Source organism: Luteimonas granuli (genome assembly GCF_007795095.1).
GTDB classification, from domain to species: domain Bacteria; phylum Pseudomonadota; class Gammaproteobacteria; order Xanthomonadales; family Xanthomonadaceae; genus Luteimonas; species Luteimonas granuli.
In genome coordinates, this window is sequence record NZ_CP042218.1 from 2,858,035 (window position 1) to 2,873,392 (window position 15,358).

Here is a 15,358-nt window from a genome sequence, read left to right on the forward strand (position 1 = left end):
CGGCGCAGGAACGCATTGTTGCCCATGCCCCGTCAGGTCCGCGTGCCCGGGCGTCGCGAGCGGCGCGCCCTCGCGTCGATGACTTCCGGCACGCGTTGCCCGTTCAGCTGTCTCCGTAGGCTGCGCGCCACAACCACGGGAGTCCGACCATGCGCCGCCCCCTCTCCTTCCTTGCAGCGGCGGCACTGCTGTCGCTCGCCTGCGCGGCCCATGCGGCCGAACACGAGGTCACCATCCCGACCGCCGACCCTGCGGTCACGCTCGCGGGCACGCTGCAGGTTCCCGACGGCGTCGATCGGCCTCCGGTCGCGATCCTCGTGACCGGCACCGGCAACCACATCCGCGACCAGGTGATCTCGGGCCTGCCGATGTTCAAGGTGCTGGCCGACCGCCTGGAAGCCGACGGCATCGCCAGCCTGCGCGTTGACTCGCGCGGGAGCGGCGGCTCGACGGGCCCGAAGGCCTTCGAGTCCACGACCCTGGACCGCATCGAGGACATGCGCGCGGTGGTGGGCTACCTGCGCGGCACGCCCGCGGTGGAGGTGGGCCGGATCGGTCTGGTCGGCCACAGCGAGGGCGCCATGATCGCCGCGGAGCTGGCGCGTGAACCCGGGGTCAGCTGGGTGGTGCTGATGGCGCCGCCGGCGCGTGCGGGCCGCGTGGTCTGGGTGGAGCAGCAGGCCGCGCCGGCCGAGGCCGAACTCGAGGGCCGGCCGGACGCCCAGGCGCGGGCGCGCGCCCTGCTGGAGCAGGCCGCGGCGCAGTCGATCGCAGGTGCCGGCCGCGATGCGCTGGAGCGCACGGCGGTCGAACTGTTCGGGCTGGTGGGCGTGGACGAGGACACCGCGCGCGCCGACGGCTCGATCGACCAGTTCGCCGGGCGCATGGTCGATCCCTGGATGCGCGGCTTTCTGGCCTACGATCCGCAGCCGGCGCTGCGGCGGCTGCGCGGCCCGGTGCTCGCGGTCTATGGCACCCACGACCGCTTCACGGCGCCGGCGCAGAACGCGGGCCGCCTCGTGGAGCTGGCGAGCGAGGGTCGCGAAGCCGACCTGACGCTGCGCCTGCTGCCGCGCCAGGACCACTTCTTCCTCGAATCCGAGGGCCGCGAGCCCGGCGAGCACAAGCGCGGTGAGATGTCGCTGGCGCCGGCGCTCTCGACCTTGCTGGTCGAGTGGATCGGCGCGAACGCGCGCTGAACCTCAGATCCCGAGGGCGCGGTACTCGCTGCAGGGACGGGCCCGCTCCCAGAAGGGATCGAACACGCCCTGGAGGTGGCGCGCGCGCCCGGGGCCGTCGAGGCGGGTCTCGCCCTCCCAGCGATGGCCCAGGGGCCGGAAGAAGTGGCCGCCGCGGTCGTTGACGATGAAGGCGGATGGATACGAGCGATCCACCTGTTCCTCGACCGCGCGGAACGCGATCGCGCTGGGCAGGCGCTGGCCGAGCGCGATCAGCGGCGCGAGCGAGTGCTGAGGGGCTTCCGGCTCCTGCAGCAGGATGCGGATCGCGCATTCGCCGCCCGCCGCGGCGCGCCGGATCGCGTCGACGATCTCCGGCTGGTCCAGCAATCCCGGATCGAGGTCACGGCTGTAGAGGTCGAGCCGGCGGCGCGCCCCTGCGACCACGCCCCAGGTCGCGGCCACCGCCGCGGCGCGCGAGTCCACCAGGTTGAGCGCGCCGATGAGCAGGCGCATGCCCTGGTGCTCGATGCCCGCCTCCTGGAAGCGGCCGCCGACCGGAAGGAAGCCGGCGCGCGCGTAGAAGCCGATGGCCGTGGCCTGCGCGTGCAGGGTGACCTCGGGCCAGCCCAGCGTCCGCGCCTGCCCGACCAGCGCGGCCAGCAGCGCCTCGCCGACGCCGCGGCCGCGCCACTGCGGCAGCACCGCCATGCGGCCGATGGCGCGGGTGGGCGTGAGCCGGCCCGTGCCGATCGCATGGCCGGCGTCGTCGCGGGCGATGACGTGGTGGCTGGCCGGATCCAGTTCGTCCCACTCGAGTGCCAGCGGCACGCCCTGCTCATGGACGAACACCGCTTCGCGCACGCTGCGCAGGCCCGTCAGTCCTTCCTCGTAGCCGGCCGCCTGGATGTGGAATGTCCCGGCCTGGGTCATGGCTCAGTCCCCGTCGTCGTCGTGGTCTTCGTCTTCGTCGCCGTCGTCGAGCGCGAGCCGGTAGTGCCCCTCTTCGAGCAGCGCCAGCACGCAGCTGCGCCCCTCGGTCGAGAGGGCCGCGTAGGCGGTGCCGTCGATCAGCGGCGCATTGGCGATGCCGGCAGCGTCGGCAGCGGGCAGCGCGTGCGCCTCGCCGTTCACGTACAGCCGCGCGCCGGCGCCGTCGCCGTTGCCGGTACGGCGCCAGGCCATCCGGGTGTAGGGATGACGGTGCAGCGCGGCGCCGCGCTCGAGGTCCCACTCGATCTCGATACGCGAGCGGGGCGCGCCCTCGGCATCGTCGGGAGCCGCGACCTCGCCGGCGTTCCTGTAGAGAGTGATGAAGCGGCCGAACCAGTCGCCCAGGCGCTGCGGGTCGTCGGTGCGCAGCAGGTCCAGGGCCCGGACGACCCGCGCCATGGCGGCGGCATCGATCTCGGCCGGGTCGGCGGGCAGGGCCAGGTCCGGGTCGGCGTAGCGCAGATCGTCGTCGGCGTCGGCCAGCAGGCTGTCGGCGAGGTCGCCGAGAAGCTCCGCCGCCGACGGCGCGCGCATGCCGACGGAAAAGGTCAGGCAGGCATCCTCGGCGACGCCGTGATGGGGCACGTTGGGCGGGAGGTAGAGCATGTCGCCGGGACCCAGCACCCGCTCATGGGTGACGGTGAACTCGCGCAGCAGCCTGATGTCGACGTCGTCGCGGAAATCCAGCGGCGGATGGTCGCCGCCCATGGCCACGCTGGCGTCGATCATCCACCGGCGATGGCCCAGCGCCTGGAGCAGGAACACGTCGTACTGGTCGACGTGGGCACCGACCGAACCGCCGGGCGCGGCGAAGGACACCATGATGTCGTCCAGGCGCCAGCGCGGCAGGAAGGTGAAGTGCTGCAGCAGGGCGGCGATGTCCGCATCCCACTTGTCGACATCCTGCACCAGCAGGGTCCAGTCCCGATCCGGCATCGCCGGGAATGCTTCTTCCGGGAACGGCCCCTGGCGTACGGTCCAGGTGTCCGCGGCGCGGTCGTGCTCGATGATGCGGGCGAGGACGCCGTCCTCGCAGGCCAGGCCGGCGAGGTCCTCCGGCGTGATCGGCGATCCGTACCCGGGGAAGGCGTTGCGGATCAGCAGGGGCCGTTTCTGCCAGTAGTCCCGGAGGAAATCGGCCGGCGGCATGCCGAGCGGGCCCTTGCCGGCGGCATCGATCTCAAGCGGCAGGTCGCCCCCGGGAGGGGCGGCTGTCCTGGCACTGGGGGCGCTCTTGCGCGCGGGTTCCTTGCGACTGGTCATGGCTGCGGATCGTGCATCGTGTGCGGGGATCAGACCTCGCGGGCGAGGGCCTCGGCGTGGCCGACGTAGCTGGCCGGCGTCATGTCCAGCAGCCGCTGCTTCGCGTCGTCGGGCAGCTCCAGCCCGGCGATGAACGCGCGCATCGACTCCGCGGTGATGCCCTGGCCGCGGGTCAGCGCCTTGAGATGCTCGTAGGGATTGGGCAGGCCGTGGCGGCGCATCACCGTCTGGACGGCCTCGGCCAGGACTTCCCAGGAGGCGTCGAGATCGGCGGCCAGGCGCTCCGGGTTGGCGCTGAGCTTGCCCAGCCCGCGGCCGAGCGCATCGAAGCCGATCAGCGCATGGCCGAACCCGGTGCCGAGCGCGCGCAGCACGGTGGAGTCGGTGAGGTCGCGCTGCCAGCGGCTGACCGGAAGTTTGATGGCGAAATGTTCGAACAGCGCCACACTGATCCCGAAGTTGCCCTCGGCGTTCTCGAAGTCGATCGGGTTGACCTTGTGCGGCATGGTCGAACTGCCGACCTCGCCGGCCTTGACGGCCTGCCTGAAGTAGCCCAGCGAGATGTAGCCCCAGACGTCGCGGCAGAGGTCGATGAGGATGGTGGCGATGCGCTTCTGCGCGTCGGCGATCTCGGCGATGCAGTCGTGCGGTTCGATCTGGGTGGTGTACGGGTTGAAGACCAGGCCCAGCGATTCGACGAAGCGCTGCGAGAACGCCGGCCAGTCGAGGTCGGGATAGGCGGCCAGGTGGGCGTTGTAGTTGCCGACCGCGCCGTTGGCCTTGCCGGTCAGGGAAACAGCGGCAAGCTGGGCGCGCTGGCGCTCCAGGCGCGCCACCACGTTGGCGAGTTCCTTGCCCACCGTGGTCGGCGATGCGGTCTGGCCGTGGGTGCGCGAGAGCATCGGCAGCGAAGCGAGGTCATGGGCCATCGCGCGCAGGCTGGCGGTGACGCGGTCGAGCGCGGGCAGCATGACCTCGCGCCGTGCGGCGTCGAGCATCAGGCCGTAGGAGAGGTTGTTGATGTCCTCGCTGGTGCACGCGAAATGCACGAATTCGAGCGCGGGCCCCAGTTCGGCGTCGTCGGCCAGGCGTTCCTTGATGAAGTACTCCACGGCCTTGACGTCGTGGTTGGTGGTGGCTTCGATCTCCTTCACGCGGGCGGCGTCGGCGGGCGAGAAGCCGTCGGCGAGGGCGCGCAGGCGGGCCGTGGCGGCCTGGTCGAACGGTGCGAGTTCGGGGATGCCCGGCTCGGCGGCAAGGGCCAGCAGCCATTCCACTTCGACGCGCACGCGGGCGTGGATCAGGCCGAACTCCGAGAATACCGGCCGCAGCGCCTCCACCTTGCCGGCGTAGCGGCCGTCCAGGGGGGAGAGGGCGAGCAGCGGGTCGAGGGCGGGCATGGCGGGCTTCGGTGGTGGCGGGTCGCACATTCTACCCGGCGCGGGCGCTCGCCTCGGATTCGTGGGGGGGGGGCGCCCGGCTTCGTGGGGGACGCGTGCCACTGCGGGGTGGGCATGGACCGCCGCCTCAGCCATCCATGGCTGAAGCGGCTACCGCGCACATCCATGTGCGCTGTCCATACCCACCCCGCAGTGTCCCGCTCCCGCGGGCCCGGGTGTGTCGGCTTCGAATCAACACTGCTCCCGCTTTGGCGACATGGCCGGGGGTTCGGGTGCGCCAGCGGCGGCGGCCGGCCGGGCTGCGGGCGCAGTTCTCCACGAGGCCGACAGCGGTGGTGCGGGAGGTGGCTGGCGGGGGAGTGCGGAGAGTGGGCCATGGATGGCCCACGTCCCCGCTTCCAGCCATGGATGGCTGGCGGCGGGGCGCAGCACTCCCCCCGCCAGCCGCCTCCCGCGGCGCGAAGGATCAGGTCGCTCGACGGGAAGTTCCTTTCCGCGACGTATCCTTCGACGCATGCGCCCCGCGCGCGCGCACTGGAGGACGAAATGGCAGACACGCAGTTCCGTATCGAACACGACAGCATGGGTGAACTGCAGGTGCCCGCCGAAGCCCTTTGGGGGGCGTCGACGCAGCGCGCCGTGGACAATTTCCCCGTGAGCGGGCGGCCGATGCCGCGGGGGTTCATCCGCGCGCTGGGGCTGGTGAAGGCTGCCGCCGCGGAGTGCAACGCGGGCTTCGGGCTGCTGCCCAAGGGCGTGGCCGCGTCGATCCGGAAGGCGGCGAACGCGGTGGCCGCGGGTGAGCATGACGCGCACTTCCCGGTCGACATCTACCAGACGGGCTCGGGCACGTCGTCGAACATGAATGCCAACGAGGTCATCGCGACGCTCGCGACGCGGGCGGGGAAAAAGGCGGTGCATCCCAACGACCACGTCAACCTCGGGCAGAGTTCGAACGACGTGGTGCCGACGGCGCTGCGTGTTTCAGCGCAGCTGGCGGTGGTGGAGGAACTGCTGCCGGCGATCCGGCACCTGCGGCGAAGCATCGACCGCACGGGCGGCAGGCTGGGCAAGGTGGTGAAGACCGGGCGCACGCACCTGATGGATGCGATGCCGCTGACCTTCGCCCAGGAATTCGGGGCCTGGTCGGCCCAGCTGGCGTCCGCGCAGGGGCGGCTGGAAGATGCGCTGAAGCGGCTGCGGCGGCTGCCGATCGGCGGCACGGCCATCGGTACCGGCATCAACGCCCACCCGGGCTTCGGCAAGGCGATGGCGAAGGCGCTGTCGGCGGCGACGGGCACGCGCTTCGAAGCGGCGGCGGACCGGTTCGAGGGGATCGCGTCGCAGGACGATGCGGTCGAGCTGTCGGGCCAGCTCAATGCGCTGGCGGTGGCGCTGACCAAGATCGCCAATGATCTGCGCTGGATGGGTTCCGGGCCGCTCGCGGGGCTGGGCGAGGTCGAGCTGCCGGCGCTGCAGCCCGGCAGCTCGATCATGCCCGGCAAGGTCAATCCGGTGATCCCGGAGGCGACGCTGATGGCCTGCGCGCAGGTGATGGGGCACCACGTGGCGATCACGATCGCCGGACAGGGAGGCAACTTCCAGCTCAACACTGGGCTGCCGCTGATCGCGGCCAACCTGCTGGATTCGATCCGGCTGCTGTCGTCGGTGTCGCGGCTGCTGGCCGACCGGGTGATCGTCGGGCTGAAGGTGCGGCGCGACGCCGTGGAGGCGGTGCTGGCGCGCAATCCGATCCTGGTCACGGCGTTGAACCCGGTGATCGGCTACGAGAAGGCCGCGGCCATCGCAAGGCAGGCCTATCGCGAAGGACGCCCGGTGCTGGAGGTGGCGGTGGAGGCCACGGGGATGCCGGAAGAGAAGCTGCGGGCGCTGCTGGATCCGCTGGCCCTCACGCGCGGCGGCATCCAGAGCGCGGGGTGACGCGGGTGCCGCGGCAGCGGCGGCGCCTTCACCCTTCGCCGCGGGCCTTCGGCTCCGGGACCAGCAGCGTGTCGCATGGGCTGGCGTCGAGGATCTCCCGTGCCACGCTGCCGATCAGCAGGTGGTACAGCGCGCTGCGTCCGTGGCTGGCCACCACCACCAGATCGGCGCCGGTCCCGGTCGCGAACTCGCGCAGCCGGGCGGCGGCATCGCCGCGTGCAGCCGCCACGTCCACGCCGGCGTGGCCATGCTGCAACAGGAGTTCACGGCCGGCCTGCAGCGCGGCCGTCCGGGCCTGTTCCAGCGCCCCCTCGCGGTCGCCGTCGCGCATGCCGAGGTAGGGCAGGTCGAAGGCGCTGAACAGCGTCGTGGCGGCATCCGGGAACAGTGCGCGGGCGACGTCCAGCGCCCGCGCCGAGGACGGCGAGGCGTCGCTGGCCACGACCACGCGCGCATAGGGCGCGTGCGCTCGATCGCGCACGACCAGCAGCGGCTGGCGGCTGTGGCGCGCAAGCCAGTCAACGGTCGAACCCAGCAGATGGCGGCCGAACAGCGCATCGCGTGCGACGCCGGTGACCAGCAGGCTGCAGCCGGATTCCGTCGCGACGGCGGCGATCGAGGCGCCGACTTCGCCTTCGCGCACCACAAGTTCGACGTCCAGCCCTTCCGCCGTCGGTCCGACGTCGCGCCGCAGCCGGGCGGCCGCGCGCAGTGCGGCCTCGCTGGCCCGGAGGCGGGTCGGTTCGCCGGGGCGCGGCGGGGGTGCGATGGCGGGTTCGATCACGGTGAGGACGACCAGCCTGGCGCCCCAGCCGTGGGCCAGAGCCACGGCGCGGTCCAGGGCGCGGTCGCAGCGGCCGTCGAGGTCGGTTGCGAGCAGGATCGCGCGCGGTGAGTCCGGCTTCCAGACGATGTCCTGCATGGTGTCCTCGGCAGTTGCGGGCCGCAACGACGCGGCGCGGCGTTGCCTGCCGAGTCTAGCCCGCCGGGCCGGGCGTCCGGATGCGCACGGCTCAGCGCTTGCGGGGAAGCTCGATCTTTCCGGTCACACCCCGGTGGTCGACCGAGCCGCTGCCCAGAGCGCGTACCCGCAGGTCGCCTCCCACGCGGTCGACGTCGATGTCGCCCGAACCGACCGAGCCGACCTCGAGGCTGCCCGCGATCCGCTCGAGGTCGGCATCGCCGGAACCCACCGATCCGATCTCGACGCTGCCGCCCACATCGCGGAGCGCAAGGTCGCCTGAGCCGATGCTGCCCACGCGGGCGTCCCCGCGGACGCCGCGCGCCTCGAGGTCGCCGGAGCCGATCGAGCCGACGTCGAGGCTGCCGATGTCCGCAAGCACGATGTCACCGGAGCCGACGCGAGCGTCGACGCGACCGCGGATCTTCCGCGCATCGGCGTCGCCGGATCCCACGGTCAGGCCGAGCTCGGACAGGCCGGTGGCCCAGGCATCGCCCGAGCCCACCGACATCTCGACGCGCACGTCGTCGGCCACGGTGCCGGCCAGGTCGAAGTACGCGTAGCGTTCACCGAAGGTCCAGCCGGTGCGCTCTTCGCGGAGCAGGCGTACCACCAGCCGGTCGCCTTCGCGGGACTGTTCGATCCGCAGCCGCTCGAGCTGCGCGGCGCTCGAGCCGCAGGCGCGGCCCTGCAGCGCGCCGGACTTGCCGGGGGCGGCATCGAGCCGGAGCTTGCTCGCGCCGACGTGGAACTCGACCGTGCGCACCCCTGTCAGGTCCAGCGCGAGCTGGTGGGGCGCCGAGTGGCGGCAGGCGTCGGTGGCCTGGGCGGCTGCGGGCAGCAGCAGGGCGCAAAGCAGCAGGGGAATCCGGGTCATGGTCGCTCCGTGTCCGTGGGTCTCAGGTGCGGCTGCCGCTGGCGGCGTCCGCGTCGGGGTCGGTGTCCAGGTCCTTGCCGCACTCCTCGACCTCGTCGCGGGACATCGTCGCGTAGGGGGCAAAGGCCGGCAGCGACGCTGCCAGCGCCTGCTGGCTGTCGTACAGCGGCGGCAGCAGCGTGCAGAGCCTGGTCGCCTCCCGCTTCAGCTTCTCCGCCTCGGCCTCGATCCGCTGCTCGTACGCCCTGCGGCCTTCATCTCCACCGAACAGCACGCTACCGATCCCGGTGAGAGCCGAACCCGCGATGTCGGCGCCCTGCGCGCCCATCGCCATCCCGGCCTGCGCGAGGTCGAGGAGGTGCCGGCGGTGGGCCAGCAGCAGCTCGCGCTGTCCAGCGGTCGTGGAAACGGGCTCGCCTTCGATCAGGAGCTCGCCCCGGGGCGTGATCTCGGCCTTGGGGAGGTTCCCGGTGGAGCGGTCGCGGCTGAAATACTGGCTTCCGTTCACGGTGATGTGGCTGTCCCCGATGCTGATGTTCTCCGTCTCGAGCTTGCGGCTGGCTTCGGCGATCGCCTTCGCCGCCTGGCGTCCGATGAAGGACTTTTCCGCATCCGCGTCAGTGGTCACGGCGGGCCGCGCGTCCCTGGCGCCGTCGCAGCCGACGGCAAGGACGCAGAGCAGGGCGATGGAAAGGACGCTTGCGACGCGTGTCCCGATGTTCATGCCGATCCTCCGGAGGGTCTGGTTTCAGCCTTCGTCGCGCCAGCGGCGCAGGCGGGTGGCGAGCAGCAGCATGGCCACGCCGGCGGCGGCGCCGATCCAGGTGGCGGGCTGGAGCAGGTTCGAGTACACCGCGGCGGGCTGGATCAGGTGCAGCAGGCCCGAGCCGCCGAAGTCGGCGCCGTCGAGGCGCGTGAGGTCGTGACCGGTCATCGGGACCACCCCCAGCAGCATGCGCGCCACGATGTTGCTCCAGAACCACTGCGCGTCCAGGCCGAATATCCGCATCACGCTGAACATGGCCACGAACACGCCCGACAGCACCGGCACAAGCACCGCCCAGAGGAAGGGCACGCTGCGCGCCCAGGCCGAGCACAGCATCAGCCAGCCGACGGTCGGCAGCGCCCAGATCGCGTAGACCGGGATGGCCGCGAGCACCGAGAGGGAGATCGCCAGCGGATGACCCGGGCCCCAGATCAGCTCCCAGGGGCTGCCGCCGTGGATCATCACCAGGACGCTGAGCATGACCAGGAACAGCAGCATCGTCGCGACCGCGGCCAGCGTCGCCATCACCGGGATGGTCACCACCGCGCTCACCACCTTGGACAGCACGGTCTCGCCGTCGGACAGCGGGAGCGACTTCCAGAACAGCACGCTGCGGTCCTTGCGCTCGTCGTACAGCGCGCCAAGGCAGTAGAAGAACATCACGAACACCATGACGATGTACGGCCAGCTCGAGGACATCATCATGGCCACGTCGATCCCGGCGGCCAGCTGCGCCTTGTCCTCGGCGGACATCTGTGCCGCGAGCACGCCCAGGTCGAGGCCGTTGATCGACATCCTGGTTCCGTCGTCGAGGAAGATGCCGGCGTCGCTGTCGGCCCGGCGCATCGCGACCATGCCGATGACGAAGAACACCGCGGTCAGCAGCAGCGAGATCGCGCCTGCGATCACCGGCGCCCAGAGGAAGCCGCCCCTGTGCTCCCAGAACTCGCGACTGAGCAGCAGGGCGAAGCGGTGGGTCCTGTGCGCCGGGGTCCGTGCCACCGGCGGGGTGTGGACTGTGGCGTTCATGCGTAGGTTCCCTTCATGGTGGCGACGAACAGGTCTGCAAGGGCGGGAGTGCGGGTCTCGCCGAAGGCGGCGAGCGCGTCGCGCTCGATGCCGTCGAACAGCATCACGGTCTTGCCGAACGGCAGTGCGCGCTCGTCGATGGGGCCAGCCGCGCGCGCGGCCTCGGCCTGGCCGGCGTCGACCAGGACTTCGGTGAAGCGTGCCGCCAGCTCGTCCATCGGTGCGTCGAGCACGATCCGGCCGTCGCGGATGAACAGGGCGTCGGTGAGGATGTGTTCGACCTCCTCGACCTGGTGGGTGGTGATGAGGATCGTCTTCTCCTCGTCGAAGTAGTCCTCCAGCAGACGCTGGTAGAACTCCTTGCGGTAGAGCACGTCCAGGCCGAGCGTCGGCTCGTCCAGCACCAGCAGGCGGGCGTCGATGGCCATCACCAGCGCGAGGTGCAGCTGCACGATCATGCCCTTGGACATCTCGCGCACCCGCATCTTCGGGGTCAGCTTGGTGTTGGCCAGGAAGCGCTCGCAGCGGGCGCGGTCGAAGCGCGGGTGCACGCCCTCGACGAAGGCGATCGCCTCGCGCACCCGGATCCAGCGGGGCAGCACGGCGACGTCGGCGATGAAGCAGACGTCGTTCATCAGCAGGTTGCGCTGCGTCCGCGGGTCGCGGCCGAGCACCGTGAGCGAGCCTTCGAACGGGATCAGGCCGAGGATCGCCTTCAGCGCCGTGGTCTTGCCGGCACCGTTGGGGCCGATCAGGCCGACGATACGGCCGGAGTCGATCCGGAAGTCGGCGCCGTCGAGGGCCGGCTTGCCCTTGTAGGCCTTGCCCAGGCCGCGGGCGTCGATGACGGCGGTGTCGTGTGCGTTCATGCGGAGTCCCCTTCGCGCAGCAGTTCTTCGGGCGAAAGGCCGAGGAGACGGATCCGCTCCAGTACCTGCGGCCATTCTTCATTGAGGAAACGTTCGCGCTCGTTGCCGAGCAGCTTCTTCGATGCCTGTTCGGTCACGAACATGCCCAGCCCGCGGCGCTTCTCCACCAGGGCCTCGTCGGCCAGCTCCTGGTAGGCGCGCGAGACCGTGATCGGGTTGAGCTGGTACTCCGCGGCGACCTGGCGCACCGACGGCAGGGCGTCGCCGGGCTTGAGCTGGCCATCGAGCATCATCGCGATGACCCGCTCCTTCAGCTGGCGGTAGATCGGAGCGCTGTCGCTCCACTGGATGCCGGACATGGCTCAGCCTCCGATACGGCGCAGGCCGCGGGCGAAAGAGAAATAGGGCAGGGCGAGCCCCCGGCGCGCGGCGGTGGCGCCGGTACGGGCCTCGACTTCTTCGGAAGCATCCACCGCGGCGATATCCATCGATGCCGCGGACCGGCCGGCGGGAGAACCGGCCAGGGGGCGACGGCCAGCAGCAGGCCGCAGGCGAGGAGCGCGATCTGGGGGCGTGTGAGCTTGCGGTTCATGGCGGTCATCCTGCTCGAGGAGACTGGTGTTGTATGCAACTATAACACCACCACACGGGCGGTCAAGCACTGCCGGACCCAACTGATGGCATGGCCCCTCCTGGCGATTGCCGGGGCCGGCGCCGACCGCGACAATAGGCGCTTCTCCGCCGCGCCGGTCGCGGCCAGAGCCCAGGAGCCTTCCCAGAATGAAACCCTTGCTGCGCGGCCTGCTCGCGCTGTCCCTTGCCACGGCCCTGTCGCTGGCCCCCGCAGTCGCCCAGGAGAACACCGTGCCGAGCACCGAGCGCGAGAAGAACAGCTACATGATCGGCCTCGACGTCGGCCGCTCGATCGAGATGGTCGGTCCGGACCTGGACCGCGAGGCCTTCCTGCGGGCCGTCCGCCATGCCCTGGACGGCGGCGAGCCGCTGATCACCGAGGCCGAGGCCGCCCAGGTGGGCCCGGCGCTGATGCAGCGCGTGGCCGTCCGCAGCGGGCAGTCGATTCCGGGCATGGCGCCGGGGACGATGCCGCCGCCGGTGCCGGCCGACAAGGTCGGCCTGCTCCTGGGTGCCGACGTGGGCCGCTCGCTCGCGCCGCTCAGGGAGGAGATCGACCTGGATGCGTTCGCGGGCGCCGTCGCCACCGTGCTCGACGGCGGCACGCCGCTCCTGGGCGAGTCCGAGCTGGCCTCCATCCGCGATGCGTTCACTTCCCGCATCCAGGAGCGCATGCGTGCGGAAAGCGAGGCCGCCGCCAGCAACAACGCAGCGGAGGGGGCCGCGTTCCTCGCCGGCAACAAGGCGGTGAAGGGCGTGGTGACCACCGGCTCGGGCCTGCAGTACATGGTGCTGCGCCAGGGATCGGGCCCGCGCCCCGGCCGGGGCGCGCAGGTCCGGGTGAACTACGAGGGCCGCCTGCTGGATGGAACCGTGTTCGACAGCTCCTATGCGCGCAACGATCCGGCCACCTTCGGCCTGGACCAGGTGATCGCGGGCTGGACCGAGGGCCTGCAGCTGATGCCGGTGGGCGCCAAGTACCGCTTCTGGATCCCGTCGGAGCTGGCCTACGGGCGCAACGGCTCGCCGGGCGGCATCCCGCCCAACGCCACCCTCGTCTTCGACGTCGAACTGCTCGACCTGCCCTGACCGCTCGCCACTCCCCACTCCGAGGTCCATCCATGAACAAGCTCGCACGAGCCACTGCGACCAGCCTGCTGGCCGCTTCGCTCCTCGTCGCCCTGGGCGCCTGCAAGAAGATCGAGCCGGGCGACAAGGCCGCCGCCGGCGAGGAAGGCACGGCCGCGGCACTCGACATCCCGGCGCTGCCCACCGCGAAGCAGCAGGCCGGCTACGCGATCGGGCTGCAGATCGGCGGTTCGCTCGTCGAGATCAAGGAGGAAGTCGATTTCGACGCCCTGGTCAAGGCCATGCGCACGTCGATGGACGGCGGTGACCCGCTGATGACCGAGGAGCAGGCGCAGCAGGCCTTCGAAGCCTTCGGCCAGCGCATGCAGGCGAAGATGGCCGCGGGCAACCGCGAGGCCGGCGAGGCCTTCCTGGCGGCCAACGCCGCACAGGAGGGCGTGCAGGTCACCGGTTCGGGCCTGCAGTACAAGGTCCTGGAGCAGGGCGACGGTCCCAAGCCGGGCCCCGAGAGCCGGGTGAGCGTCCATTACCGCGGCTCGCTGGTCGACGGCACCGTGTTCGACAGTTCCTATGACCGCGGGGAGCCGGCCGTGTTCACGCTGTCCAGCGTCGTGCCGGGTTGGCAGGAGGGCCTGCAGCTGATGCCGGTGGGCAGCAAGTACATGCTCTGGCTGCCCAGCGACCTGGGCTACGGCGACATGGGCACCCCGGGAGGGCCGATCCCGCCGGGCAGCGCCCTCGTGTTCGAGGTCGAGCTGCTCGATATCGTGGACGACGGCGCGGCGGAATAGAGCCTTGCGCGTCAGCATCTTCGGCACGGGCTACGTCGGCCTGGTCACCGGGACCTGCCTGGCCGAGGTCGGGCACGACGTGGTCTGCGTCGACGTCGACGCCGGCAAGGTCGAGCGCCTGCGCCAGGGCATCATTCCGATCTTCGAACCGGGACTGGAGCCGATGGTGAGGTCCAACCACGCCGCCGGCCGGCTGGATTTCACCACCGATGCCGCGCGTGCCGTCGCGCACGGCGAAGTCGTGCTGATCGCCGTCGGCACTCCGCCCGACGAGGACGGAAGCGCCGACCTCCAGTACGTGCTTGCGGTGGCGCGCACCATCGGGGAGCACCTCGAACGCCCCGTGATCGTGGTCGACAAGTCGACGGTGCCCGTGGGCACGGCCGACCGCGTGCGCGCCACCATCGCCTCGGTGCTGGCCGCGCGCGGCGCCGACATCGGCTTCGACGTGGTGTCCAATCCGGAGTTCCTGAAGGAGGGCGCCGCGGTCGAGGACTGCATGCGTCCCGACCGCATCGTGCTGGGGGCCGATAGCCCCGCCGCGGTGGAGAAGCTGAAGCGCCTGTACGCACCGTTCAACCGCAACCGCGACCGCTTCGTGGTCATGGACCAGCGGTCGGCCGAGCTGACCAAGTACGCGGCCAACGCCATGCTCGCGACCAAGATCAGCTTCATGAACGAGATCGCGAACATCGCCGAGCGCGTGGGCGCGGACGTGGAGATGGTCCGCAAGGGCATCGGCTCCGACCCGCGCATCGGCTGGCACTTCATCTACCCCGGCGCCGGCTACGGCGGCTCCTGCTTCCCCAAGGATGTGCAGGCGCTGGCCCGGACCGCCCAGCAGCACGGCCATCCGCCGCTGCTGCTGGATGCCGTGGAGGCCGTGAACGAGCGCCAGAAGGGCCATCTGCACGAACTGGCTCTGCGCCATTACGGTGCCGCCGGCATCGCCGGCAAGACCTTCGCCGTCTGGGGGCTCGCGTTCAAGCCCGATACGGATGACATGCGCGAGGCCTCGAGCCGCCGTCTGCTGGCGCAGCTGTGGGACTCGGGTGCGCGGGTGCGCGCCTACGATCCGGAAGCCGCCGGCGAGGCCCGCCGGATCTTCGGCGAACGCGACGACCTCGTGCTCTGCGGCTCCGCCCAGGAGGCGCTGGAAGGCGCCGACGCGCTGGCGGTGGTGACCGAGTGGAAGCAGTTCCGCAGCGCCGATCTGGCGCAGGTCCGTGCGCAGCTGGCCGACGGGGTGCTCTTCGACGGCCGCAACATCTACCGTCCCGAAGACGCCGAGGAGGCCGGCCTGGCCTATTACGGCATTGGCCGCGGGCGTTCGGTGCGGGCTCCCTGACGTGGCGACCGGACTCGAAGCCCGCGTGGTCGAGCTGGAGACGCGTCTGGCGTTCCAGGAGCAGTCGTTGGCCGAACTCAGCGACGCCCTGGCCGAAGCCCGCCTCGAACTGTCGCGCAACGATGCCCTGCTGCGTCGCGCGCTCGAGGAGCTGCGCGCCAACCGGCCCGGCCTCACCGGCGACCCTGCCGACGAGCCACCCCCGCCGCACTACTGAACG

At 71.2% G+C, this 15,358-nt stretch carries 16 protein-coding genes; 6 read left to right on the forward strand and 10 right to left on the reverse strand.

From position 1 onward, the window contains the following. Positions 1–149: 149 nt before the first annotated feature. Complete coding sequence (locus FPZ22_RS13230) at positions 150–1,199, forward strand: alpha/beta hydrolase family protein (RefSeq protein ID WP_144893696.1); 1,050 nt, start codon at positions 150–152, stop codon at positions 1,197–1,199. A gap of 3 nt (positions 1,200–1,202) precedes the next feature. On the opposite strand, the gene FPZ22_RS13235 is transcribed toward FPZ22_RS13230, so the two are convergent. Genes FPZ22_RS13235 through purB form a run of 3 tightly spaced genes read right to left on the reverse strand, consistent with a single transcriptional unit; the run spans position 1,203 to position 4,834 of the window. Next, on the reverse strand, positions 1,203–2,111 hold the full coding sequence (locus tag FPZ22_RS13235; protein WP_144893698.1) for a GNAT family N-acetyltransferase: 909 nt from the start codon (positions 2,109–2,111) through the stop codon (positions 1,203–1,205). A gap of 3 nt (positions 2,112–2,114) precedes the next feature. Beyond that, positions 2,115–3,434 (reverse strand): cupin domain-containing protein, encoded by a 1,320-nt coding sequence (locus FPZ22_RS13240; RefSeq protein WP_144893700.1) that lies wholly within the window; start codon positions 3,432–3,434, stop codon positions 2,115–2,117. 29 nt (positions 3,435–3,463) lie between these two features. After that, positions 3,464–4,834, reverse strand: a complete 1,371-nt coding sequence (gene purB / locus FPZ22_RS13245; protein WP_144893702.1) for an adenylosuccinate lyase — start codon at positions 4,832–4,834, stop codon at positions 3,464–3,466. 546 nt (positions 4,835–5,380) lie between these two features. Here purB and FPZ22_RS13250 point away from each other — a divergent pair. Beyond that, entirely contained in the window at positions 5,381–6,775 is a 1,395-nt protein-coding gene (locus FPZ22_RS13250) for a class II fumarate hydratase (RefSeq protein ID WP_144893704.1), read from the forward strand. Between the two features lie 28 nt (positions 6,776–6,803). Here FPZ22_RS13250 and FPZ22_RS13255 read toward each other — a convergent pair whose 3' ends face one another. From FPZ22_RS13255 to FPZ22_RS14205, 7 genes are all read right to left on the reverse strand, one after another. Beyond that, positions 6,804–7,697, reverse strand: a complete 894-nt coding sequence (locus FPZ22_RS13255) for a universal stress protein (RefSeq protein WP_144893706.1) — start codon at positions 7,695–7,697, stop codon at positions 6,804–6,806. Positions 7,698–7,788: 91 nt separating this feature from the next. Beyond that, a complete protein-coding gene (locus FPZ22_RS13260; RefSeq protein WP_144893708.1) occupies positions 7,789–8,613 on the reverse strand; it encodes a DUF4097 family beta strand repeat-containing protein in 825 nt (274 codons plus the stop codon). A 22-nt stretch (positions 8,614–8,635) separates the two neighbouring features. Further along, positions 8,636–9,337 (reverse strand): hypothetical protein, encoded by a 702-nt coding sequence (locus tag FPZ22_RS13265; RefSeq protein ID WP_144893710.1) that lies wholly within the window; start codon positions 9,335–9,337, stop codon positions 8,636–8,638. A 24-nt stretch (positions 9,338–9,361) separates the two neighbouring features. Continuing rightward, the gene (locus FPZ22_RS13270; protein ID WP_246120763.1) at positions 9,362–10,408 is read right to left on the reverse strand and encodes a hypothetical protein; all 1,047 of its coding nucleotides are present in this window, start codon (positions 10,406–10,408) and stop codon (positions 9,362–9,364) included. Next, positions 10,405–11,277, reverse strand: coding sequence for an ABC transporter ATP-binding protein (locus FPZ22_RS13275; protein ID WP_144893712.1), 873 nt, complete (start codon positions 11,275–11,277; stop codon positions 10,405–10,407). The genes FPZ22_RS13270 and FPZ22_RS13275 overlap by 4 nt, the downstream gene beginning before the upstream one ends. Continuing rightward, entirely contained in the window at positions 11,274–11,636 is a 363-nt protein-coding gene (locus tag FPZ22_RS13280; protein WP_144893714.1) for a GntR family transcriptional regulator, read from the reverse strand. Before FPZ22_RS13280 ends, FPZ22_RS13275 begins: the two co-directional genes overlap by 4 nt. Positions 11,637–11,639: 3 nt before the next feature. Next, positions 11,640–11,765: a hypothetical protein gene (locus FPZ22_RS14205; RefSeq protein ID WP_281287419.1), complete on the reverse strand. Its 126-nt coding sequence runs from the start codon at positions 11,763–11,765 to the stop codon at positions 11,640–11,642. A gap of 292 nt (positions 11,766–12,057) precedes the next feature. Here FPZ22_RS14205 and FPZ22_RS13285 point away from each other — a divergent pair, with 292 nt between their 5' ends. Genes FPZ22_RS13285 through FPZ22_RS13300 form a run of 4 tightly spaced genes read left to right on the forward strand, consistent with a single transcriptional unit; the run spans position 12,058 to position 15,355 of the window. After that, complete coding sequence (locus FPZ22_RS13285) at positions 12,058–12,999, forward strand: FKBP-type peptidyl-prolyl cis-trans isomerase (RefSeq protein ID WP_144893716.1); 942 nt, start codon at positions 12,058–12,060, stop codon at positions 12,997–12,999. Positions 13,000–13,031: 32 nt separating this feature from the next. Beyond that, the gene (locus FPZ22_RS13290; RefSeq protein ID WP_144893718.1) at positions 13,032–13,790 is read left to right on the forward strand and encodes an FKBP-type peptidyl-prolyl cis-trans isomerase; all 759 of its coding nucleotides are present in this window, start codon (positions 13,032–13,034) and stop codon (positions 13,788–13,790) included. A 4-nt stretch (positions 13,791–13,794) separates the two neighbouring features. Then, the gene (locus FPZ22_RS13295; RefSeq protein WP_144893720.1) at positions 13,795–15,138 is read left to right on the forward strand and encodes a UDP-glucose dehydrogenase family protein; all 1,344 of its coding nucleotides are present in this window, start codon (positions 13,795–13,797) and stop codon (positions 15,136–15,138) included. 1 nt (position 15,139) lies between these two features. Beyond that, entirely contained in the window at positions 15,140–15,355 is a 216-nt protein-coding gene (locus FPZ22_RS13300; protein WP_144893722.1) for a SlyX family protein, read from the forward strand. The last annotated feature ends 3 nt before the right edge of the window (positions 15,356–15,358 follow it).

Bases quoted from the DNA above. Each gene is read 5' to 3' on its own strand.
- FPZ22_RS13270 (WP_246120763.1), bottom strand. From the start codon at position 10,408: ATGAACGCCACAGTCCACACCCCGCCGGTGGCACGGACCCCGGCGCAC.
- purB (WP_144893702.1), bottom strand. From the start codon at position 4,834: ATGCCCGCCCTCGACCCGCTGCTCGCCCTCTCCCCCCTGGACGGCCGC.
- FPZ22_RS13235 (WP_144893698.1), bottom strand. From the start codon at position 2,111: ATGACCCAGGCCGGGACATTCCACATCCAGGCGGCCGGCTACGAGGAA.
- FPZ22_RS13240 (WP_144893700.1), bottom strand. From the start codon at position 3,434: ATGACCAGTCGCAAGGAACCCGCGCGCAAGAGCGCCCCCAGTGCCAGG.
- FPZ22_RS13260 (WP_144893708.1), bottom strand. From the start codon at position 8,613: ATGACCCGGATTCCCCTGCTGCTTTGCGCCCTGCTGCTGCCCGCAGCC.
- FPZ22_RS13280 (WP_144893714.1), bottom strand. From the start codon at position 11,636: ATGTCCGGCATCCAGTGGAGCGACAGCGCTCCGATCTACCGCCAGCTG.
- FPZ22_RS13230 (WP_144893696.1), top strand. From the start codon at position 150: ATGCGCCGCCCCCTCTCCTTCCTTGCAGCGGCGGCACTGCTGTCGCTC.
- FPZ22_RS13255 (WP_144893706.1), bottom strand. From the start codon at position 7,697: ATGCAGGACATCGTCTGGAAGCCGGACTCACCGCGCGCGATCCTGCTC.
- FPZ22_RS14205 (WP_281287419.1), bottom strand. From the start codon at position 11,765: ATGGATATCGCCGCGGTGGATGCTTCCGAAGAAGTCGAGGCCCGTACC.
- FPZ22_RS13290 (WP_144893718.1), top strand. From the start codon at position 13,032: ATGAACAAGCTCGCACGAGCCACTGCGACCAGCCTGCTGGCCGCTTCG.
- FPZ22_RS13285 (WP_144893716.1), top strand. From the start codon at position 12,058: ATGAAACCCTTGCTGCGCGGCCTGCTCGCGCTGTCCCTTGCCACGGCC.
- FPZ22_RS13250 (WP_144893704.1), top strand. From the start codon at position 5,381: ATGGCAGACACGCAGTTCCGTATCGAACACGACAGCATGGGTGAACTG.
- FPZ22_RS13275 (WP_144893712.1), bottom strand. From the start codon at position 11,277: ATGAACGCACACGACACCGCCGTCATCGACGCCCGCGGCCTGGGCAAG.
- FPZ22_RS13265 (WP_144893710.1), bottom strand. From the start codon at position 9,337: ATGAACATCGGGACACGCGTCGCAAGCGTCCTTTCCATCGCCCTGCTC.